At 57.7% G+C, this 20,853-nt stretch carries 16 protein-coding genes, 1 tRNA gene, 2 rRNA genes and 1 pseudogene (1 of these 20 running past the window's edge); 14 read left to right on the top strand and 6 right to left on the bottom strand.

The annotated features are described in order from the left end of the window. The 3 genes from PO860_RS18265 to PO860_RS18255 all read left to right on the top strand — a co-directional run. Nucleotides 1-1,895 (top strand): 23S ribosomal RNA (locus PO860_RS18265) (it extends 992 nt beyond the left edge of the window). 212 nt (nucleotides 1,896-2,107) lie between these two features. Further along, nucleotides 2,108-2,222, top strand: a 5S ribosomal RNA gene (rrf, locus tag PO860_RS18260). 107 nt (nucleotides 2,223-2,329) lie between these two features. Next, nucleotides 2,330-2,406, top strand: a tRNA-Met gene (locus tag PO860_RS18255). Between the two features lie 905 nt (nucleotides 2,407-3,311). Here PO860_RS18255 and PO860_RS18250 read toward each other — a convergent pair. Together PO860_RS18250 and PO860_RS18245 are read right to left on the bottom strand one after the other, a co-directional pair. Then, entirely contained in the window at nucleotides 3,312-4,151 is an 840-nt protein-coding gene (locus PO860_RS18250; RefSeq protein ID WP_183610597.1) for an SDR family NAD(P)-dependent oxidoreductase, read from the bottom strand. Between the two features lie 36 nt (nucleotides 4,152-4,187). Beyond that, the gene (locus PO860_RS18245) at nucleotides 4,188-5,360 is read right to left on the bottom strand and encodes an NADH-dependent flavin oxidoreductase (protein ID WP_273885859.1); all 1,173 of its coding nucleotides are present in this window, start codon (nucleotides 5,358-5,360) and stop codon (nucleotides 4,188-4,190) included. Nucleotides 5,361-5,468: 108 nt separating this feature from the next. On the opposite strand from PO860_RS18245, the gene PO860_RS18240 reads away from it, so the two are divergent. The 4 genes from PO860_RS18240 (at nucleotide 5,469) to PO860_RS18225 (ending at nucleotide 9,064) form a co-directional block, all read left to right on the top strand. Further along, the gene (locus PO860_RS18240; protein ID WP_273883062.1) at nucleotides 5,469-6,362 is read left to right on the top strand and encodes a LysR family transcriptional regulator; all 894 of its coding nucleotides are present in this window, start codon (nucleotides 5,469-5,471) and stop codon (nucleotides 6,360-6,362) included. Nucleotides 6,363-6,763: 401 nt separating this feature from the next. After that, nucleotides 6,764-7,060: a hypothetical protein gene (locus PO860_RS18235; protein ID WP_183610594.1), complete on the top strand. Its 297-nt coding sequence runs from the start codon at nucleotides 6,764-6,766 to the stop codon at nucleotides 7,058-7,060. A gap of 88 nt (nucleotides 7,061-7,148) precedes the next feature. Beyond that, nucleotides 7,149-8,348 (top strand): YcaO-like family protein, encoded by a 1,200-nt coding sequence (locus PO860_RS18230; RefSeq protein WP_275037938.1) that lies wholly within the window; start codon nucleotides 7,149-7,151, stop codon nucleotides 8,346-8,348. Then, nucleotides 8,345-9,064 (top strand): TfuA-like protein, encoded by a 720-nt coding sequence (locus tag PO860_RS18225; protein WP_183610592.1) that lies wholly within the window; start codon nucleotides 8,345-8,347, stop codon nucleotides 9,062-9,064. The genes PO860_RS18230 and PO860_RS18225 overlap by 4 nt, the downstream gene beginning before the upstream one ends. Nucleotides 9,065-9,568: 504 nt before the next feature. On the opposite strand, the gene PO860_RS18220 is transcribed toward PO860_RS18225, so the two are convergent. Continuing rightward, nucleotides 9,569-9,760 (bottom strand): phospholipase D-like domain-containing protein, encoded by a 192-nt coding sequence (locus tag PO860_RS18220; protein ID WP_246718429.1) that lies wholly within the window; start codon nucleotides 9,758-9,760, stop codon nucleotides 9,569-9,571. Nucleotides 9,761-9,885: 125 nt separating this feature from the next. Beyond that, the gene (locus PO860_RS18215; RefSeq protein ID WP_275037937.1) at nucleotides 9,886-10,839 is read right to left on the bottom strand and encodes a LysR family transcriptional regulator; all 954 of its coding nucleotides are present in this window, start codon (nucleotides 10,837-10,839) and stop codon (nucleotides 9,886-9,888) included. Between the two features lie 48 nt (nucleotides 10,840-10,887). Between PO860_RS18215 and PO860_RS18210 the strand changes: the two genes are divergently transcribed. The 3 genes from PO860_RS18210 to PO860_RS18200 all read left to right on the top strand — a co-directional run bounded on the left by PO860_RS18210 (nucleotide 10,888) and on the right by PO860_RS18200 (nucleotide 13,026). Continuing rightward, entirely contained in the window at nucleotides 10,888-11,208 is a 321-nt protein-coding gene (locus PO860_RS18210) for a nuclear transport factor 2 family protein (RefSeq protein WP_183610590.1), read from the top strand. Continuing rightward, nucleotides 11,208-11,987, top strand: coding sequence for an SDR family oxidoreductase (locus PO860_RS18205; RefSeq protein WP_183610589.1), 780 nt, complete (start codon nucleotides 11,208-11,210; stop codon nucleotides 11,985-11,987). The genes PO860_RS18210 and PO860_RS18205 overlap by 1 nt, the downstream gene beginning before the upstream one ends. Nucleotides 11,988-12,077: 90 nt before the next feature. Then, a protein-coding gene (locus PO860_RS18200; RefSeq protein WP_273885870.1) for an IS630 family transposase occupies nucleotides 12,078-13,026 on the top strand; the annotation gives its coding sequence in 2 pieces (ribosomal slippage) (nucleotides 12,078-12,413 and nucleotides 12,415-13,026; 948 coding nt in all). A 30-nt stretch (nucleotides 13,027-13,056) separates the two neighbouring features. On the opposite strand, the gene PO860_RS18195 is transcribed toward PO860_RS18200, so the two are convergent. Next, nucleotides 13,057-13,524 carry a MarR family winged helix-turn-helix transcriptional regulator gene (locus PO860_RS18195; protein WP_183610588.1) on the bottom strand — a complete coding sequence of 156 codons (468 nt, stop codon included), beginning with the start codon at nucleotides 13,522-13,524 and terminating at the stop codon, nucleotides 13,057-13,059. Nucleotides 13,525-13,666: 142 nt separating this feature from the next. On the opposite strand from PO860_RS18195, the gene PO860_RS18190 reads away from it, so the two are divergent. The 3 genes and pseudogenes from PO860_RS18190 to PO860_RS18180 form a co-directional block, all read left to right on the top strand. Further along, nucleotides 13,667-14,461, top strand: a complete 795-nt coding sequence (locus PO860_RS18190; RefSeq protein ID WP_272784994.1) for an alpha/beta fold hydrolase — start codon at nucleotides 13,667-13,669, stop codon at nucleotides 14,459-14,461. 176 nt (nucleotides 14,462-14,637) lie between these two features. Further along, on the top strand, nucleotides 14,638-16,272 hold the full coding sequence (locus tag PO860_RS18185) for a GMC family oxidoreductase (protein WP_272784993.1): 1,635 nt from the start codon (nucleotides 14,638-14,640) through the stop codon (nucleotides 16,270-16,272). Nucleotides 16,273-16,365: 93 nt separating this feature from the next. Continuing rightward, a pseudogene (locus tag PO860_RS18180) lies at nucleotides 16,366-16,470 on the top strand (DUF3606 domain-containing protein); the annotation flags it as partial. A gap of 1,170 nt (nucleotides 16,471-17,640) precedes the next feature. Here the strand turns inward: PO860_RS18180 and PO860_RS18170 are convergent. Then, nucleotides 17,641-18,708 (bottom strand): cyclic nucleotide-gated ion channel, encoded by a 1,068-nt coding sequence (locus PO860_RS18170; protein WP_183610585.1) that lies wholly within the window; start codon nucleotides 18,706-18,708, stop codon nucleotides 17,641-17,643. 236 nt (nucleotides 18,709-18,944) lie between these two features. On the opposite strand from PO860_RS18170, the gene htpG reads away from it, so the two are divergent. Further along, nucleotides 18,945-20,831, top strand: a complete 1,887-nt coding sequence (gene htpG, locus PO860_RS18165) for a molecular chaperone HtpG (protein WP_272784979.1) — start codon at nucleotides 18,945-18,947, stop codon at nucleotides 20,829-20,831. Nucleotides 20,832-20,853 lie beyond the last annotated feature (22 nt).

Below are 20,853 nucleotides of genomic sequence, written 5' to 3'. Positions count from 1 at the left end.
ACTGGATGGGCTATGGGGACTCACCGTCTTACTGATCCTAACCAAACTCCGAATACCGGGGAGTACTACTCGGCAGACACACGGCGGGTGCTAACGTCCGTCGTGAAAAGGGCAACAACCCTAACCTCCAGCTAAGGTCCCCAAGTCATGGCTAAGTGGGAAAGGATGTGAGGATCCCAAAACAACCAGGATGTTGGCTTAGAAGCAGCCATCATTTAAAGAAAGCGTAACAGCTCACTGGTCTAAATAAGGGTCTTTGCGCCGAAAATGTAACGGGGCTGAAGCCATGCACCGAAGCTGAGGATTCCTCTTTGAGGAGTGGTAGCGGAGCGTTCCGTAAGCTGATGAAGGGAGACCCGTGAGGGCTCCTGGAGGTATCGGAAGTGCGAATGTTGACATGAGTAACGATAAAGAGGGTGAGAGACCCTCTCGCCGAAAGACCAAGGGTTCCTGCTTAAAGTTAATCTGAGCAGGGTTAGCCGGCCCCTAAGGCGAGGCAGAAATGCGTAGTCGATGGGAACCACGTTAATATTCGTGGGCCTGGTGGTAGTGACGGATTGCACAAGTTGTTCTGGTTTATTGGATTATCAGGGCAGCGGAGCGGTTCCAGGAAATAGCTCCACCGTATAGACCGTACCCGAAACCGACACAGGTGGTCAGGTAGAGTATACCAAGGCGCTTGAGAGAACTATGTTGAAGGAACTCGGCAAATTGCACGCGTAACTTCGGAAGAAGCGTGACCCCATTTTACGCAAGTATGATGGGGTGGCACAGACCAGGGGGTAGCGACTGTTTATCAAAAACACAGGGCTCTGCGAAGTCGCAAGACGACGTATAGGGTCTGACGCCTGCCCGGTGCTGGAAGGTTAAGAGGAGAGGTGCAAGCTTTGAATCGAAGCCCCAGTAAACGGCGGCCGTAACTATAACGGTCCTAAGGTAGCGAAATTCCTTGTCGGGTAAGTTCCGACCTGCACGAATGGCGTAACGACTTCCCCGCTGTCTCCAACATAGACTCAGTGAAATTGAATTCCCCGTGAAGATGCGGGGTTCCTGCGGTCAGACGGAAAGACCCCGTGCACCTTTACTATAGCTTTACACTGGCATTCGTGTCGGCATGTGTAGGATAGGTGGTAGGCTTTGAAGCGGGGACGCCAGTTTCCGTGGAGCCATCCTTGAAATACCACCCTTATCGTCATGGATGTCTAACCGCGGCCCGTCATCCGGGTCCGGGACAGTGTATGGTGGGTAGTTTGACTGGGGCGGTCGCCTCCGAAAGAGTAACGGAGGCGCGCGATGGTGGGCTCAGACCGGTCGGAAATCGGTCGTCGAGTGCAATGGCATAAGCCCGCCTGACTGCGAGACTGACAAGTCGAGCAGAGACGAAAGTCGGTCATAGTGATCCGGTGGTCCCGCGTGGAAGGGCCATCGCTCAACGGATAAAAGGTACGCCGGGGATAACAGGCTGATGACCCCCAAGAGTCCATATCGACGGGGTTGTTTGGCACCTCGATGTCGGCTCATCGCATCCTGGGGCTGGAGCAGGTCCCAAGGGTTTGGCTGTTCGCCAATTAAAGCGGTACGTGAGCTGGGTTCAGAACGTCGTGAGACAGTTCGGTCCCTATCTGCCGTGGGTGTAGGAATATTGACAGGATCTGTCCCTAGTACGAGAGGACCGGGATGGACATATCTCTGGTGGACCTGTTGTCCTGCCAAGGGCATAGCAGGGTAGCTATATATGGACGGGATAACCGCTGAAGGCATCTAAGCGGGAAACCCACCTGAAAACGAGTATTCCCTATCAGAGCCGTGGAAGACGACCACGTTGATAGGCCGGGTGTGGAAGTGCGGCAACGCATGAAGCTTACCGGTACTAATAGCTCGATCGGCTTGATCGTTCTCATTGACTATGCTCATCAGCCAGAGGCTGATGATGCTTGACCTTCTGTCCTCACGCGCTGAAAGCGCTGCGGACGGCGCGCCAAACGATTGGCGACGCGCTTTGCGCTTGCGGCCTCTGGCCGACGGTGCCTTGCGAAAGGTAAGACGTGTTCAAAAAAAACAGGCTAACGCCTGCCAGCTTCTCAAACATTAAGTTGCGCTTTGCCGACCTGGTGGTTATGGCGGGGTGGCTGCACCCGTTCCCTTTCCGAACACGGCCGTGAAACGCCCCTGCGCCCATGGTACTTCGTCTTAAGACGCGGGAGAGTAGGTCGCTGCCAGGTCTGCAAAACGCAACTTTTTGAAAACAATCTTCTCATTCACAGACAACGGCCCATAGCCGAAACAAAAGGGCCGCTCTCAAAGCGGCCTTTCGTGTTAAAATATATCTCGCGGGGTGGAGCAGCCCGGTAGCTCGTCAGGCTCATAACCTGAAGGCCGCAGGTTCAAATCCTGCCCCCGCAACCAAACAAAAAGGCCCGCTGCAAAGCGGGCTTTTTGTTTGGTAATGGGTCGAGGAGTTAACGCCTCTTCAGGGGCCCGCAAGAAGGCGAAGCCGACAAAGCGGGACAGAAAACCACAAATCCTGCCAGTGAAACCAACACCTTCAAAGATCAGCATCTTGCGTCTCCCGCGGCTTCTTATGCGCCGCCGGGCCGCAGGAACAATCAATGATCTACCATGAAGATAAGCCGTGCGGCGTCGCGCTTCCCATCATTGTCATCCTTTCGCTATGGTCGCTATCGTCGGCAGCCTAGTCGTGTCATCACGCCACCAGCGTTGGCTCGGTGTGGGTTCCTGTTCGATCGGCTGGCCCCTGATCTCTCGCGGCGCCCAAAGACGGTACTTCCGATCCGACTATGAGCACCTCTGATGTCGGACGCCCCTGCTTAGCGTCGTCGTCGCTCAAGTGTGTGCGGCGGGGGGGTGATCGTGGTCATGCTGCGGCGCAGGGGAGGCAGCGTAAGATGCCGTTTCTGATTCATTCAAAGACGATTGTCGAACTTGAATCCGACGGCAGGCCGGCCCCGTGCGGGTCATATACAAAGACGGAGGGTTTTGGTCTCTTCCTGATGTCGCGCTCGTGATGAAAACCATCGCGCAGGTTCCGTCGAGCGATCTCCCTACCTTATGCGGAACGCGATCTGAGAGGTGTGCGATGAAGCAAGGGCCGTTTTTTTCCTCGTCGTCGACAATCGAGCATGATTTCCTCAACCGTCCCGACCCACCTTGAGAGGCTCATCTTGTTGATGTCGAAGTCAGGTGGCCTTCGGTTCAGGGAAGTTGCCAGCTCGTGCTCGAGATCTTGGAACGACGTTGACACTTTGAATCGGCGCGAGCGGGGGCACTCCTGGCGCCCCCGCAAGGAAACCCTAAGCCTTCTCGTCGAAGTCAAGTGAACTTGAAAGGTCCCGGTAGGCATCAATCTGCTGCTGAAGCAGCGCGATTTTCTGTTCCACCATGCCAATAGCATCAGCTCCGGCGATGAACCGGCGAGGCAGCTCCGGTTCGTTGACCAGGGTGATCAGTGCTTGGGCGAGTTTTGCGGGATCGCCGCTTTGCCGGCCATTGGCGGATTTCCAGAACGCGCGGTGCTGGGCGCGCCGTTCGTCATAGCCGCTGACAGACAGCGGGGCGTATTGAGTGGATTCGTCGGTCAGCAATTCGGTGCGGAAGAAGCCCGGATTGACGATCATCGTTTCAATACCAAACGGCGCCACTTCCGGCTGCAGCGATTCCATCCAGCCATCGAGGGCGAACTTCGAGGCAGAATAAGCGCTGCAGAACTCAAAGCCCAGCAGGCTGGCCGTCGACGAGATCGAGATGATCTTGCCGGAGCCCTGCTTGCGCATCACCGGCAATACGGCCCGCGTGACATTCATGGGACCGATGAGATTGCTGGCCAACTGCAGATCCATCTGGGCCGGCGTCAATTCCTCAAAATAGCCTGCGTAAAAGTTCGCGGCATTGTTGACCAGGACGTCGATGCGACCAAAACGTTCTAATGCCGCTTTGACAGCGGAGTCCGCATCGGCAGACTTTGTCACGTCCAGCGTGACGACCAGCAGGTTTTCCGATTGACCGATGGCCGCGGCAACACGCTCAGGATTTCGGCCGGTGGCGACGAGCTTGTCGCCGGACGCCAGGACCGCCTTGGCGAAATCGAGCCCCATGCCGCGTCCAGCGCCTGTGATCATCCAGACTTTACTCATAGAATTCTCCTTGATGGTGAGTTGTGTACCGACACTTTATGCGTTGGCCTTCCGCCGCTGCGCCGCATGATCATCGTTGATCTTGAACCAGCCGCCGGCTGCCTCGATGACGCCCCAGAGCTTGGTGGGAAGCGAGATTTCTGGGATCGTCGTCGTCCTGATCTCCGTCTCGATCAGATCGCCGTTGCCGCTCTTTGACAGTTCGACCCAGTCCGGGTTGATCACCAGCCCTTGGCCGACAGCTACAAGCGAGAGGCCGAGATCGAGGGCACGCTCCGCTTGTTGAGGCGTTCTGACCTGGCCAGCGGCAAGGACTGGAACGCGCCCCGCAACCCTGGCGGCGACCAACTCAGCGATCATCCGATCATCGCCAGCGTCGACCGGCTTAGCATCGAGTACGCTCGACAGCGATGCATGGATGTAGTCCAGACCGCAATCGATGAGACGATCGATAAGCCCGTAGGTGTCCTCAATCCGAAGCCCGCCCGGTTCTGATTCCTCCGGGGAGATCCGGTATCCCAAAAGGAAGGGCCGCGTCGCGTATGTGTCCATTACCCGCTTGACTTCGAGGACCACTGCGAGCGGGAACCGCATCCGGTTTTCCAGCGCGCCTCCCCATTCGTCGTTGCGCTGGTTATAGAGCGGCGAGAAGAAGTTCTGGATCAGGAAGCCATGGGCACCATGGAGTTCGACACCGTCGAAGCCTGCTTCGATGGCACGGCGAGTTGCTTGCCCGAACGCCGAAATCACATCGAGGACTTCGTCATGGCTCAGAGCACGTGTAGCGACCCCACCAGGATTGAACGGGCCGGGGGGAACTTCGAGCGCACTGGCGCTGACCACGTCCCTGTCCGGGATCAGCTCCGGCACGGCCTTGTTCCCAGCGTGGAAAATCTGAAGAATCGCGGGTGCGCCGCCGCTCTTGGCGGATTCCGCGAGCCGCCGCAGACTTGGCATGAAGCTGTCGTCATAAGAGGCGAATTCGCCCGTGAAGCCGATGCCATCGGGCGTGACGTGCGTGCAGCCTGTCACAACGAGGCCAACGCCGTTTACCCTGCGTCGATAATACGAAACTTCCTCATCCGAGACGGTTCCATCGTCATTCGCCGACCATGTCGTCATCGGGGCCATGGCGACCCGGTTTCGAAGCGTGAGCCCGTTGGCGAAGGCGAACGGTTCAAACATTTTGGGCCTAGTTTCCATGAGCAATGGTCTCTCTTGTTGCCGGTTCAACGGTTTGTGAAGCGACAGATAGCGATGAAGACAAACGATGATTAGCCGCTGTAATCTGCATGAAGTTAGAAATGGAGCTGATAAATGAGACACGGTGACTTCAGCGAACTTGCAGCCTTCATCGCCGTCGCAGAGGCCGGAAGTTTCACCCGCGCCTCCGCCAAACTCGGGCTTTCACAGTCCGCTGTCAGTTATTCGGTAAGGATGCTCGAGCAGAAGCTCGGGGTACGGCTGATCTCCCGCACCACACGAAGCCTGTCACTGACCGATGCCGGCGACCGTATGCTGCGAAGCCTTCGCCCCGCCTTTGAACACATCGAGAGCGAGATCGCGGCCGTCACCGCACTTCGCGACAAACCCGCCGGCACTATTCGCATCACAACATTCCGGCATGCCGCCCGAACCGTGCTTTGGCCTGTCATCACGAAGTTCTTGGCGGAGTATCCCGATATCGACGTGGAAGTCAGTGTCGATGAGGGTTTGACCGATATCGTGGCCAGCCGGTTCGACGCGGGTATCCGCGTTGGCGAACAGGTCCAGAAAGACATGGTGGCCGTCAGGATCAGCCCGGATCTCCGCATGGCCGTCGTCGGATCGCCGTCCTATTTCGCGAAGCGCAAAATCCCGCAAACCCCTCGCGATCTCGGTGAGCATCGGGGCGTAAGCTATCGGCAGTCCACCGGTGGAGGGCTTTATGCCTGGGAGTTCGAACGCGACGGGGAAGAACTCCAGGTCAGGATGAACGGCCCTTTGATCATCAACGACGGCGAAATGCTGGAGGCGGCTGCCTTGGACGGCTTGGCGCTCGCCTATACATTCGAAAGCCAGGTCGCACAGTACATAAATGATGGCCGGCTGATCCGCGTTCTCGACGACTGGTGTCAGCCGTTCTCCGGCTATCATCTCTATTACCCAAGCCGACGTCAGCATACGGCTGCGTTCGCGCTGCTCGTCGAGGCGCTCCGATTCAAAAGCTAGCGCTCCGCCAGGCTATTCAGTCAGCGCTCGAATGCGCAGGAACGAGTCAACATCCATTTTGAACACCAATGCGGCGGCTGCGTTACGACATCAAATAACAACGTTGGTACACGATGATCCGGACAGCTTGGGTTGTGCAAAAATGTCCAAGAATTGATCAGATTTTCCCATTGTCTTGCGCCGAAAGCCCTTCGCACGATGCAGTGTGCGCATTGCACTAGCAGAAGTGGTAAACTGTATCCCTGTGCCGGCACTTTGTCCCAATGTGTTAAGAAATTCAACCGGCTTGTACGTGGTAAACGTTGTGCTATGTTTTCTAGGCTAACTAGCAGAAATGAATTTTCGCAATCGACTTATCCCAATTATCTTTAGAGGAGAATTCCATGTCTAGGATGATGATTATGGGCGTGAAGGGCGAAGAAGGCCTTTGGCTTGTTGACTTCGACGCCGGAGCCGTCACCGCGATGGCCGGAAAACGCGAAGACTACTTGATTTCAGCCGCCGGCCCGGCACCCACGGATAATGAAGCGCTCGATTTTGCGGAGTACTTCGAGACCAAGGACGAGGCCTTCTCCGGCCACGTCTGGAGGACTCCGGCGGTCGATCTCGCCGTTGGTTTCGAGCCCAAGGAAGCCGCCTTTTCCGGTCATGTCTACCGAACTCCGGCGGTTGACGCTCCTGCTACCAAGGTGAACTAAGTAACATCACCGGCGGAATCTGCTCTGCATAGGCTTCGAACAGGATGGCCTGCGCTTTGATTCCGCCGCATTCGGTTTTGGTGGCGGTATGACTTCTGTTGCACGGTTGACGTATTATTCCGACCGCAGTTGCTCACCGCATGAGACCCTGGCACGAATAACGCCCTCACTTTCGAAATACGGCATCACCCGTCTCGCTCGTCTGACGGATCTCGACAGGATAGGCATCCCGGTCTGGAATGCCATCGCGCCCAACTCCCGATCGATCGTCATAAATCAGGGCAAGGGGATCGAAGATATCGACGCCAAGGTCTCGGCGGCAATGGAAGCGCTGGAGCGCGCAGTCGGCGGAAATCCGCAAATCGAAGTCCGCCTCGCAAGCATCCGGCAGCTGGAATCGGAGGGCTCCTTTGCTGAGCCCCTGGATTGTCTGATTTTGGCGGGTCAAGACGATGTGCGCCCCGAGGAAGCGCTCCGTTGGGTCCAAGGCTACGATATCATTGCGGATAGACATGTTTGGGTGCCTTACGAGGCAGTCCTGCTCGACGACACAAAGTCGAACAGATTCTGGCAGTCATCTGATGGCCTTGCGTCAGGAAATATTCGCGTTGAAGCGACTTTCCACGGATTGCTGGAACGGATCGAGCGTGACGCCGAAGTTCTCTGGCAGTTCGCGTCCGTCGCGGAGAAAAGCACAAACTGCATCGATATCAGCTCGTTTCGTGACCCGGTTCTGAGCGGCCTTGCGCAACGGATTCGCGATGTCGGCTTCAGGCTTCAAATGTTCAATCGGACCAGCGACATCGGTGTGCCGTGTTTTGAAGCCTTCATTGCGCCCGACGCGCCGTCTGGGGATGAATTGCGCTATATCGAAGTGACTTACGGCGCGGGCGCGCATCCCAATCCCGGCCGCGCGGCGATCAGGGCGGTCACCGAGGCAGCGCAATCGAGGCTGACCTTCATCAGCGGTGCCAGAGATGACATCCATCCTGAAACCTTTGCGCGTCCGCTTCCCGCTCATCTGCGGGAGGTGCTCTTCATCGAACCGACCCACGAAGCGCATGCCCTCGACACTACGACCGGAGGCACGATCCATGACATGCTGCGCGACGTTATCGCGCGACTCATGGCGGTTGGGGTTACGTCGGCGATCGCCGTGGACATGAACTCAGGGGAGGAGGACTTCAGCGTTGTGAAAATGCTCGTTCCACAATTGGAAAACCTGGACGGAAGGCGGAAACGACGGTTTGGCCCCCGCGCGCTGAAACGGATATTGAGAACCAGATGAAAGTGATCTTTGCGGGACCGACACTCCATGGTGCCATTTTGCCGTCAAATACTGACTATGAGCTTCGTCCCCCCGCAAGGCAGGGTGATTTCTTCAGAGCCATTCAAGACGGCGCCAACATTATCGGGCTCATTGACGGCATTTACGAGTATGTTCCTGCCATCTGGCATAAGGAGATTCTGTTTGGACTTTCTCAGGGCGTCCATATCTTCGGAGCTGCGAGCATGGGGGCGCTGCGAGCAGCGGAGTGTTCCGCGTTCGGCATGGTCGGCCTCGGAGAAATCTATGAGGGCTTTGCAAGCGGCGTATTGGAAAACGATGCGGATGTCGCTCAATCACATGCTCCGGCTGAAATGGGATTCCTTCCCCTCAGTGAACCTCTTGTCAACGTTCGCGCGACGATTTCGCAATGTTTGCAACGCGCGCAGATTACGAGCGCTGAACACGATCAATTGCAGAACGCCGCAGTGGGGATCTTCTTCAAGGATCGGACCTATCGCCGCGTTGTGCGATCTGCGATTCAGGACGCTGATCGCGTGGGTGCTGTGCTGGCAGTCCTGCGTGCCAACAATGTCAATTTGAAGCTACGCGACGCACAACTGCTTGTCGAAACCGTGATCAGCATGCCGGATTGCCGCTTTATTCCTGAATTCAGTTGGAGGTTCGAAGCGACCAGCGTTTGGAACGCGATGTTTCCAACAATAGAATCGCCCTGATCGTCACTGCCTTCACCGCCATTAACGCCGCAGAGCGGTGAACAGGAGACGTTAGGAGAGGTCAAAGAAGCAGTTCTTAATTTACCTTAGGTTGTTTTCCGCCTACCCGCTGATCTATCAGAATGACATCATTTTGGCATCACTTCAGCCATTTTGCAACCAGATTGACACTCTGAGAAACAAATAACACGTTGTAATTTTTGACAAAAGGCCAATCTTTGTGTGCCTGCGGGGTTTGATGAATCCTTCATGGCGCGCCGTTTCATGTGGACCAGCTGAGTACAACCAAAACGGGTTAGCGGCCGATAACTGGCCTCGACCCGAAGTTTCGCGCGAGGCCTCTCTCTGCCGGATTGTTGATGACCTGATCGGTCTCGCCGGCCTCGATCCAGATGAATGCTTCGCTTACGTCCAAGACCACGTTCCCCTACGATCGGGGCGTCTCATGCCGAGCAGCTTCTCACAGGTCAGCTTGGCCTCTCATGGCGACGCCAGTCGTCACGGTTATAGCTGAGATTCGAGCGGCAGCCACTTGATCAGCCAGGCTGTCACGCGCCGGGCAATCCCGGCATCCGGCTCGACTCGGAGGAGAGTATTTTTCCCGTCGACGACCTTAAGCCACCGCACGGATCCCTTTTCGAGCGTTAGGGGATAGCTCAAATCCGCATCGGTTTCTACGGCAAAGATCGCGTCCATTCGCTCGACAAGATCCCGTGACTCGAACAGACAAATCAGAGGCTTGAGCAAACCAATCTATGGACCGACGGTTCGAATCCCTTCAAGGCGAGGTAGTTGGTTTTAATGGGCGCTTCGTGAGCGGTTCACCCGGCTGCCGGTCGCGAGAGTTCACGAGCTAATTCCAAGAACGCTCTGACTCCGGCCGAGAGGTTTCGGCGCCCGGGGTAATACAGGCAAAGCCCCGGATATGGGGGCGTCCAATCTTCCAGAATACGGATGACGCGCCCCGCCTCGATCTCCGAAAGAATGTCTTGTTCAAAAATATAGCCGACGCCGGCACCTTCAAGCACCGCAGTCCTTGTGAGGCTGGCTTCATCGAGCGCAAGCGGTCCCCGCACGTCAATCTGCACTTGCTCGCCGTCCTTCTCAAAACGCCATCTAAACAAGGAGCCGTCCGGCAACCGAACACGAATGCATCTGTGATTGAGGAGGTCAGGAGGAACCACGGGCTTGCCATGCTGCTCGAAATACTCGGGAGAACCAACCACGGCGTGTCGTTGAGGGCGGCCGAGCGAAACGGCGATCATGTCGCTGGGAACGAGGCCTGCAACCCTGACGCCCAGATCGAAACCGTCCTTGACGATATCGACCATTTTTCCTTCGGTGACGATATCGACATTCATGTCGGGATAGCCGCGCAGGAACTCAAGCACGAGCGGTGAGATGATGGCGCGCGCCGCAAACGGCGCGGCGTTGATCCTTATCGTTCCTGAAGGTGTCTCGCGTTGCGAGCGCACCAGATCCAGAGCGGCATGGAGATCCTGGAGCGATGGCGCGACCTGCTGCACAAAGATCCTGCCGGCATCTGTCAGCGACACGCTGCGCGTGGTGCGGTTGAACAATCGCACACCCAGTCCCGCCTCAAGCCTGCCTATCGTGTGGCTCAGCGCGGTCGTGGACATGCCGAGATCTATGGCGGCTGCGCGGAATGTCCCGCGCCGGGCAATCGCGGCGGCCGCTTCGAGTTCCTTCAGGCTGGCCTGTTCCATTGTCCCGATCTGTTCAATATCGCATGCCGGTTTATCCCACTTATTCATGCAATGGTCGAGCGCTAACTATCGGGTCAGATCATGAGGAGAAACAGGATGGATATGCCCGATATTGTGAACATTTACTTTGACGCAGACAGCCGCAGCGACGTGGATACGCTGTTGAACACCTTTGCGATTGAAGCGGTCGTCGAAGACGAGGGAGCTCGCCATCAGGGGGCCGTCTCAATCCGCGAATGGTGGGTGGCGGCGAAGGAGGCGACGCACTACGTTGCCGAACCTGTGGAATCCACCGTCGATGGCAACAAGGCCGTTGTTCGCGCCAAGGTGAGCGGCCAGTTTCCCGGTAGTCCGGTGACTCTCACCCACGCCTTCACTATCAAGGGCGACAAGATCGTCAGGCTGGAGATCTTATAATGGCCGACTTTCTCAACCTGAGAGGCAAACGGGCCCTCATTACGGCCGGAACCAAAGGTACAGGTGCCGCGACCGTCAGACTGTTTCGGGAACTAGGCGCGCAGGTGCTGACGACAGCGCGGGCCCGTCCGGAAAACCTGCCGGAAGAATTGTTCGTCGAAGCGGATCTGACCACCGAGGAAGGCTGCGCAATCGTGGCAGACGTCGCGGGCCAACGTCTCGGCGGCGTCGACGTCATCGTCCATATGCTGGGTGGCTCTTCAGCAGCTGGCGGTGGATATTGTGCTCTTACGCACGACGAATGGCAAAAGGAACTGTCGCTCAACCTCTTTTCGGCCGTTCGCCTGGATCGGCAACTGGTTCCGGACATGGTCGCCCGGGGAAACGGTGTGGTGGTGCATGTGACATCCATCCAGAGAGTCCTGCCGCTTCCGGAATCGACGACCGCCTATGCTGCGGCCAAGGCGGCACTTTCCACCTACAGCAAGGCGATGTCGAAGGAAGTGTCGCCCAAAGGTGTCCGGGTCGTTCGGGTGTCGCCAGGCTGGATCGAAACGGAAGCTTCGGTTCACCTTGCAGAGCGCTTGGCGAAGCAGGCCGGAACAGACCTTGAGGGGGGCAAAAAGATCATCATGGACGGGCTTGGTGGCATTCCGCTCGGTCGTCCGGCAAAACCGGAAGAGGTCGCAAACCTGATTGCGTTCCTTGCCTCCGACCGGGCTGCATCGATCACTGGTACCGAATATACGATCGATGGAGGGACAGTGCCAACAGCCTAGAGCGGTTCATTGCTTATCGGAATCGAGGTGGGATTCCCAAATCAGCAGAATTGTGATTCATCCTGGGTGCTGGAATGGAGGCCAGCATCGATGACGCGACCTTATTCGAATGATCTTCGTGAACGCGTAGTGGCTGCAGTTGCAGGCGGTCAGAGCTGCCGGGTGGTGGCTGAACGGTTCGACATTGCCGTCTCCTCTGTGGTGAAGTGGTCGCAGCGCCATCGGGTAACCGGCAGCGTCTCGCCCGGTAAGATGGGTGGCCATCGCCGGCGGGTGCTGGAGCCGCATCGCGCCTTCATTGTCGAGCGGATCGAGCAGATCTCGCACCTGACGCTGCATCGGCTGAAGGACGAACTGGCCGCCCGCGGTATCGCCGTCTCCCATAATGCCATTTGGCAGTTCATGCGCCGTGAAGGTCTGAGCTTCAAAAAAAACGCTATTCGCCCTTGAGCAGGGCCGTGCCGACATTGCCCGGCACAGGCAGCGCTGGAAGACTTGGCAAGCCCGCTTCGATCCGAAGCGGCTCGTCTTTATCGACGAAACTTGGATCCGCACCAACATGGCGCCGTTACGCGGCTGGGGACCGAGGGGCAAGAGGCTGCGCGGCTTTGCCCCACATGGACGCTGGCGCACACTCACTTTCCTCGGCGCTCTGCGCTGTGATCGGCTCACTGCGCCCTGCGTCTTCGATGGCCCAATCAATGGCGAGTGCTTCGAGGCTTATGTCCGCCAACAGCTGATCCCGACACTTAAGCCCGGCGACATCGTCATCCTCGACAACCTCGGCTCTCACAAAGCTAAGGCCGTCCGCGATGCCATCAAGGCGGCCGGCGCCAGACTATGGTTCCTGCCGAAATATTCCCCTGACCTTAATCCGATCGAACAGGCATTCGCCAAGATCAAACATTGGATGCGCCAGGCCCAAAAGCGAACCGTCGACGACACCTGGCGTCATCTCGGAGACCTCGTCGGCACCATCAAGCCTGACGAATGCGCAAACTACTTCACAAACGCTGGCTATGCTTCCGTCAAAACGTGAAACGCTCTAGGTGCCGACATGCACGGCAAATCAGGTCGGTGCGTCCCATCCGCCGATCTGGGAATAGATCGCGTTGCGGAGATGACGGACGTCGCGGTTCAGAGCGCCCAATTCCTGTGGCGTCTGGGTCGAAGCTGCAAGCAAGGTGTCGCTGAGACAACCAGCCTTATGCTGCAACGCCCGGCCTTCGTCGGTCAACGCAATCAGCACCTGCCGCTCGTTGCTCAGGTTTCTCGTCCTACGCAGCAGGCCGGATGTCTCAAGGCGCTTTAGAAGCGGCGTCAGCGTGCTGGATTCCAGGGCAAGGGCGTTGGCAATGGCACCCACCGTCTGCCCATCTTCGCTCCACAAAACGTTGAGCACGAGGTACTGCGGGTACGTCAGGCTCAACTCGTCGAGAAGAGGTTTGTAGGCGCGCTGGATTGCAATTCCGGCAGTATAAATCGCGTAGCACAGTTGATCGTGCAGGGGGGGTGGGTCGTTATGGCGTTCGGTCATTCTGAGCTCCTGTGGATCTCCATATAACCTATGCAATAGCAAAATTAAATATCGCGATAAGAATTATGTTGACGCGGAATCTAAAATCTGACAGCTTATGTATATTGCGATAACAATTATCGCGATTAACGAGGAGACAGCCATGACACGCAAGACCACGACCACCGTAGCCGCAATCGCTGCTGCGGCCTCACTGTCCGCTGCCGCATTGCCGGCGAACGCCGCGGACACCATCTCTCAAGGCCAATCCGTGAGAAATGTAGTGCTCGTCCACGGCGCCTTTGCAGACGGTTCTGGCTGGAAGGGTGTTTATGACAACCTCACGAAGCGGGGCTATCGCGTTACCATTGTCCAGAACCCCCTGACGTCTCTCGAAGACGATGTCGCGGCCACCAAACGTGCGCTGGAACGGCAGGATGGTCCGGTCATTCTCGTTGGACATTCCTGGGGCGGCACGGTCATCACGGAAGCTGGCATTGATGCAAAGGTTGCAGGCCTCGTTTACGTCTCGGCTCTCTCTCCTGATGCAGGCGAGACGACGGCTCAACAATACGAAGGATTTGCTGCCGCATCGGAATTCGTCATCGAGACCACGAAGGATGGCTTTGGATATGTCAGTCCGGAAAAGTTCAAGGCTGGTTTCGCTCATGACGTCAGCGATGCGGATGTTGCGTTCATGAGGGATGCGCAAGTCCCGATCAACATGTCAGCGTTCGGCACGAAGCTCGAACATGCTGCCTGGCACACCAAGCCCAGCTGGGCTGTGATTGCTACCGAGGATAAGGCATTCGATCAGGCCATGCTGATCCACATGGCGGAACGCATCAAGGCGAAGATCACCAAGGTGTCAGCGAGCCACGCTCTGTTCATGACGCAGCCGACGGTGGTCGCGGATACCATTGATCAGGCCGCCAAGACTGTCTCAGCGAAGAAGTAATGACAGACGCAGTTTCATCGGGACAGCCCGCACTGTCCCGATGACGACGAGCAAGGGCTGTCGAACCGAGCGAGGTCGGCCCAAAGCGAGCACATAAAAGGCCGCACGATCTCGGACTTGCCCGCATTCCCCAACACTTTTGCAATTTTCCTCAATCCATTCACGGAGGTAACCACGTGAAGCTGAATAGTCATGACAAGAATGCACCCGAAAATCCGCCCATTCCTCAGAGCGAGGTCGGTGTTGTTTTCGACTTCATCGTCTGCGGCGCCGGGTCCAGCGGCTCCGTTGTTGCCGCACGACTGGCAGAGGATGGAAACGCAAGTGTCCTGCTGCTCGAGGCAGGCGGGGACGATGCGGCCGAGACCGTTACAAACCCTGCGCAGTGGCCGCTCAATCTCGGCTCGATCCGGGACTGGGGTTTTGTCGGACAACCGGCACCTGGCCTGGACGGTCGACGTCTTCCTCTCAGCATGGGCAAAGGGCTCGGTGGCGGTTCGAGCATCAATGTCATGGTGTGGGCCAGAGGACACAAGGGAGATTGGGACCACTTTGCCGCTGAAGCCGGCGATGACGCGTGGGGCTATCAGTCTATCCTCAGCTACTATCGCCGGATCGAAGATTGGCAGGGCGCTCCGGACCCAACGCGTCGCGGCGTGGGAGGACCGGCCTACGTAGCGCAGCCGCAGGCCCCCCAACCGATCGCAGAGGCCTTGTTGCGTGCGGCATCCACTATCGGCATTCCGGTCTACGATAGCCCGAACGGTGAAATGATGGAGGGCCCGGGCGGCGCATCCATCGCTGAACTGCGGATCCGGGATGGCAAGCGGGAGTCTGTCTTTGGATCCTATGTCCGCCCGCTCATGTCGCGCCCAAACCTGACTGTGCTGACCGACGCACTGGTCACGCGCCTCATCTTCGATGGCAAGCGCGTGACGGGGGTGGAGGTTCTCGTCGATGATCAGCGACGTCAATTCACGGCGCGTTGCGAGACCGTACTGTCGCTAGGCGCGATCAACACTCCGAAAGTGTTGATGCAGTCGGGCATAGGTCCGGAAGATGAGCTGCAAGCCCACGGCATTCCCGTGGTTCAACACTTACCTGGCGTTGGGCGCAATCATCAGGATCATCTCGCATTCGGCTGCACCTGGGCATATCGAAAACCAGAAGCCGTCGGTGGTAGCGGCTGCGAAGCAAAACTCTACTGGAAAAGCGTCTCGCGTCTCGCGCAGCCGGACATTCTTCAGTGCCAGTTGGAGTTCGCTGTGCCGTCGCCGATCGAGACGGGTCTCGAAACCCCGCAACATGGCTGGACAATGTTTAATGGTCTCGCCCAGCCGAAAAGCCGCGGTCGGTTGCGGCTCTCCGGCCCGAATGCATACGACCAGATCCTGATTGAGCCAAATTCGCTCAGTGAGCCGGAAGACATGGGTGCCGCGTTGGCGGCGGTTGAGCTATGCCGCGAACTGGGAAACAGCGAAGCATTCACCTCGCTGGTATCCAGAGAGACTGCACCATGCGCACACGACCGATCGGGGATGATCGACTTTATCCGGCGTTCGGCCGTGACCTATTGGCATCAATCCTGCACAGCCAAAATGGGACGCGACAGCATGTCCGTGGTCGACAACGAACTCAAGGTCTACGGTATCGATGGCCTGCGCATCGCAGACTCCTCGATCATGCCGCGGATCACAACTGGAAATACGATGGCACCCTGCGTTGTCATTGGGGAGCGGGCGGCTGATCTCATTCGGACGACGCATAGCCTTCCGAACTTGAGCGGAGGACCGGCATTCTCTGGGGCCTGAATGTTGCCTCGAGCTTCGACAAGAGGCCGCGTATAATGTAGATACGATTTTGCGAAGCGTTGCTGGCATCGACCCCGATCGGTTGGAGCAGGGTACGAAGCAATGAAGGAAGCCGTCTCGAAAGGTGCCGTCAAGAAGGCCGTGAAGAGCGCTGGAAACTCACGGAAGAAGGTCGAGGCCGAGATTGGTCGCCGTTAGGCGGCCGCGCGGCGTTGCCTTGTCCGCGGACGAGGCAGTCCCTGTGATCCGACCGCGCCTTCTTCCAGTCGTAGACATATTCCCCTGGTCGATTGCCGAGCAGCTCCTTCCAGGCAATACGGTACCGGATGGATTGCTCGCTGCTTTCCGAGCGATGGACCGAGATGCCCTAGACGCGAGACCGGACGTCGAGCGCTACCCCTATTGCCCGCCGAGTTTCCAACTGTCCCCAGACGGGCAGGCTACGCCGTTGAAGCGCGTCATGCCGTCGAGCGATTGCCGACTAGTTACAAAACCGCGACATCCGTTCGGCCCATCGTTACTGGCATCGATCTGTTCGATTACGCCCGCGCTGCCCGTCGATGGGTTGGCCCATGCAAGAGCAGTTGCACCGACAGCACCGCGACGACTGTATCTGCGATCACCGCCTGATCGGTCAAAGGCGGCTGGTGCTGAATTGCTGACTGGGCGAGGGGCGTCTCAAGCGGCTCGATATGCGAGCATGCCGTCAAAGCCGCGATGCTCATCGCCGAGATGAAGTGCTTCGGATTCATCGCTTGGATAAAGCGCTTTGCCTGTTGTGTTTCAAGTTACGAATAGTTCACAATCTGGCGAGGTCCGAAGAGAACGCGGTCAATTGGAGACGGCGCGAACTTGTTCTCCAAAGTGTGGAGAGGCCTTTAATGAGCTTGGGGCCCGAAGCTGCCATTGCGACGCTTCGGACGACTTCGATTTACCAATTTTTCCGAGCTGTCCATTTACGCTGCCTTTGCTCAAAAGAGGTGGCGATAATGGACCCGCTGGGAACCTCCGAAAGGACATCGAAACAGCACTGCTTCCTTTACCAGGGGGTGGATGAGCGTGGATGAAGGCAGCAATCACGCGGGCATAATCGGCCTCAGACTTGCCGTAGCTGCCGCTGGCCTTGTGATTTAGCCTCTCGGGCTGCCTACAACGATGGTCGCGCGGGACGCCTTGATCATTCCTTCGCCCCCCTGTTTGCCTCGACGAAGTCCAGCATATGGCGCTGAAGATTAATCTCGTAGGGAGCAGCATCATGAGCCGGCCGACGCTCCCCGCCGACGGCGGCCCGCGCAGTCATCCTGCGCTATGAGTCGGTCAGTGCGTAACCCCACCGGCTGCGGCAATGCCGCAGCCATCAGGCTTGGATTATTCCTTCGGCGGCCCGCCCCGCCGCTCCAGCGCCGTCTTGCGGATGGTCTCCGCGATCTCCGGACTACTGCTCGACAACATCTGGAAATCCACGGCATAGAGCGACAGCAGCGATACCTCGGTTGCTGCGCTGACCGTCGCTGAGCGCGGTTCGCCACTGATCAGCGCCATCTCGCCAAAGAAGTTTCCGGCACCGAGTTCCACTGGATGGTCGGGTGTCGCCACGGTGACCCGCCCCTCGACAATGAAGAACATCTGATCGCCAATATCGCCCTTGCGGCAGATCACGGCACCAGCGGGGACAATGCGCGTTCGCAGCGCCCGAACGATCTCGATCAGTGCAGCGGAACCAAGCTTCTGGAACAGGGGTACGGCAGCTACCAACTGCCAGTTGCGAACGAAGTCTTGGCGGCGAACCTCTTCGTAGAAGCCGGTGGCGAGGATGCCGGCCCAAAGTGCAAAAATACCGATCCCGCTCATCATCACCAATCCGGCCAGAACTCGACCTGCAAGGCTCTGAGGGATCTCGTCACCGTAGCCGGTCGTCGACAACGTCACGACCGCCCACCACATCGCCTGCGGAATGCTGCCGAATTTCTCGGGTTGGGCATCTCGCTCGATGATATAACCGGCCAACGCAGCGCCAAAAAGAACGATGCCGAACACCGATGTCACGCCAAGCAGATTGCGCGATTCATTCGCGACCACCTTTGCCAGCAGCCTGAAAAAGGTCGAGTCGCGCAACGGCTTGAGAAGCCAAATGGCGCAATAGAGGTTTCGATCACGGGACCCGACGAACAAGAATGCAGCAGCCGGAACCAGAACCGCGAGTAAATCGATCACGAGGGCCGGCATCCCGCCCGACAAGCGGTGTCGCCGTGAAAGCAATGTGCCGCTCAATTGGAGGACATAGGCCAGCCAAATTGCCCCAAGTAGCAGCTCAAAGACAAGCCTCTCCTGACGACTAAGGCCCTGCGTCGTCAGTGTAGCAACGACCAAGAGACCGATTGTAGCGAACAGCGCGTTGAGCGGCGTCGAAATCTTTGAGAACGGCACTGCCGACATTACATACTCCCCAACCGCCCGGTATTCGTCGACAATAGATACCTTCGGGCCACACACAAGGGAACGAGGGACTGATGCAATGTGTCTTCATACCGGCCATTCAGCCGTTGCAACGAAAATCGCACTGCGCGAGGGTATATTTCGGCCCGCGACTACCTGTTTTTGGATCTTGAATTTTGAGCCTGGTTTCGCCAATTGATCGGCGCAAATTGCATTTCTTTGGAGAATCCGAGCACATGACGACAACTGTCGAACAGACCGCTGAAAGCCACGTCTTTGAGGCCGATGTTGCCCGCCTTTTGCAGATGATGGTCCACTCCGTTTACTCGGACAAGGGCGTTTTCCTCCGCGAATTGATCTCGAATGGCGCCGATGCCTGCGAGAAGCTGCGCTATGAGTCGATCGAGACGCCGTCGCTGCTGGCGGCCGATCCCGAGAGCCGCATCACGCTGCGGCTTGATGAAGAGCGCCGGCAGCTTGTCGTGGAGGACAACGGCATCGGGATGCGGCGTGACGAGATGATTGAGGCGCTCGGTACGATCGCGAGGTCGGGGACGCGGGCGTTCATGGAGCGGATCGCAGAAAACAAGGCCGCTGAAGGCGCACAATTGATCGGACAGTTCGGCGTCGGCTTCTATTCCTGCTTTATGGTCGCCGAGCATGTCGATGTGATTTCCCGTCGCGCCGGCTCAGAGGAGGCCTGGAAATGGTCCTCGGACGGGAAGGGGAGCTATAGTGTCGAGGCGGCAAACCTCGTCGAAGCGCCACCCCGCGGTACGCGCATCGTCCTGCATCTGATGGAAGATGCCAAGACGTACACCTCAAGGTGGACCGTCGAAAGAATCGTCAAAGAACAATCCGGTCACGTCCCGGTCGCGATCCGCATTATCGACAAACCCGGTGGCGAGCCGGTCCAGATAACGGACGGGACTGCGCTGTGGACCAAATCGAAGAGCGAAGTCAGCAAGGAAGACTACACCGACTTCTACCGCGGCCTCTCTGGGCAATACGACGAACCGGCCCTGACCGTGCACTTTCGTGCCGAGGGGCGGCACGAATACACAGCCCTGGCGTTTGTACCGGGAACGCAGCCGTTCGACATGTTTGATCCGGAACGCAAAGGAAGGATGAAGCTTTACGTCAAGCGGGTCTTCATCACCGACGATGCGGAACTGATGCCCCGATATCTGCGCTTCGTGCGAGGGCTGATCGACACGGCTGATCTGCCGCTCAACGTTTCCCGCGAGATGATCCAGGAGAGCCCCATCCTGGCGGCAATCCGCAAGGGTGTCACCAACAGGGTTATCACAGCGGTCGAGAAACTGGCTGACAGCGAGCCGGAGACCTATCTCAAGTTCTGGGAGAATTTCGGACCCGTCTTGAAGGAGGGTATTTACGAGGATTACGAGCGGCGCGCGCAATTGATGGCGCTTGCACGATTTCACACGTCGGCTTCGCCGGAAGGGCACCGTTCACTTGCCGAATACGTCAAAGACGCCAAAGAAGGCCAGAATGCCATCTACTATCTTGCGGGTGGCAGCCTTGACCAGCTGAAGGCGTCGCCGCAGCTCGAAGGTTTCCGGGCGCGAGGCATCGAAGTGCTGCTGCTAACAGACTCGGTCGACAGCTTCTGGGTGGTGAACGCGCCGGAATTCGAAGGAAAGGCGTTCAAATCGATCACGCAGGGAACTGCGGATCTGGCGCAATTTCCAAGGCTCGACAATCAAACGCCGCCCGAACAGGACAGCGCCGGTTTGGCGACATTTATTGGCTTCGCTAGAGAAAAACTGGCCGGTCAAGTCGCCGATGTTCGGGCATCCGACCGCTTGACGGAGAGCGCGGTCTGCCTGGTTGCGCCGGAGGACGGCTATGACAGGCAGATGGAAAAGATCCTGCAAAACGCAGGCCGTCTCCAGGGAGCCACCAAACCGATCCTCGAAATCAACCTGGCACATCCCGTGATTAAAGCCATCGCGGCCGTCGAGGACGATGCGCCCTATCAAGAGGACGCAACGTTCCTGTTGCTCGACCAAGCGCGCATTCTCGACGGGGAGCGGCCACAAGATCCCCGAAAATTCGCGCAACGGCTGGCAAGGGTTTTGGAGAGGTCAGTTCGGACGTAGGGTTAGCCTGTTCACGCTTTGC

The organism is Rhizobium binxianense, from assembly GCF_028994275.1.
Classification (GTDB): Bacteria; Pseudomonadota; Alphaproteobacteria; order Rhizobiales; family Rhizobiaceae; genus Rhizobium; species Rhizobium binxianense.
This window is presented reverse-complemented; position numbering and strand designations above follow the sequence as displayed.

Bases quoted from the DNA above. Each gene is read 5' to 3' on its own strand.
- PO860_RS18225 (WP_183610592.1), top strand. From the start codon at position 8,345: ATGAAAGTGATCTTTGCGGGACCGACACTCCATGGTGCCATTTTGCCG.
- PO860_RS18190 (WP_272784994.1), top strand. From the start codon at position 13,667: ATGACACGCAAGACCACGACCACCGTAGCCGCAATCGCTGCTGCGGCC.
- PO860_RS18220 (WP_246718429.1), bottom strand. From the start codon at position 9,760: ATGGACGCGATCTTTGCCGTAGAAACCGATGCGGATTTGAGCTATCCC.
- PO860_RS18210 (WP_183610590.1), top strand. From the start codon at position 10,888: ATGGATATGCCCGATATTGTGAACATTTACTTTGACGCAGACAGCCGC.
- PO860_RS18230 (WP_275037938.1), top strand. From the start codon at position 7,149: ATGACTTCTGTTGCACGGTTGACGTATTATTCCGACCGCAGTTGCTCA.
- PO860_RS18250 (WP_183610597.1), bottom strand. From the start codon at position 4,151: ATGAGTAAAGTCTGGATGATCACAGGCGCTGGACGCGGCATGGGGCTC.
- PO860_RS18235 (WP_183610594.1), top strand. From the start codon at position 6,764: ATGGGCGTGAAGGGCGAAGAAGGCCTTTGGCTTGTTGACTTCGACGCC.
- PO860_RS18240 (WP_273883062.1), top strand. From the start codon at position 5,469: ATGAGACACGGTGACTTCAGCGAACTTGCAGCCTTCATCGCCGTCGCA.
- PO860_RS18195 (WP_183610588.1), bottom strand. From the start codon at position 13,524: ATGACCGAACGCCATAACGACCCACCCCCCCTGCACGATCAACTGTGC.
- htpG (WP_272784979.1), top strand. From the start codon at position 18,945: ATGACGACAACTGTCGAACAGACCGCTGAAAGCCACGTCTTTGAGGCC.
- PO860_RS18170 (WP_183610585.1), bottom strand. From the start codon at position 18,708: ATGTCGGCAGTGCCGTTCTCAAAGATTTCGACGCCGCTCAACGCGCTG.
- PO860_RS18215 (WP_275037937.1), bottom strand. From the start codon at position 10,839: ATGAATAAGTGGGATAAACCGGCATGCGATATTGAACAGATCGGGACA.
- PO860_RS18205 (WP_183610589.1), top strand. From the start codon at position 11,208: ATGGCCGACTTTCTCAACCTGAGAGGCAAACGGGCCCTCATTACGGCC.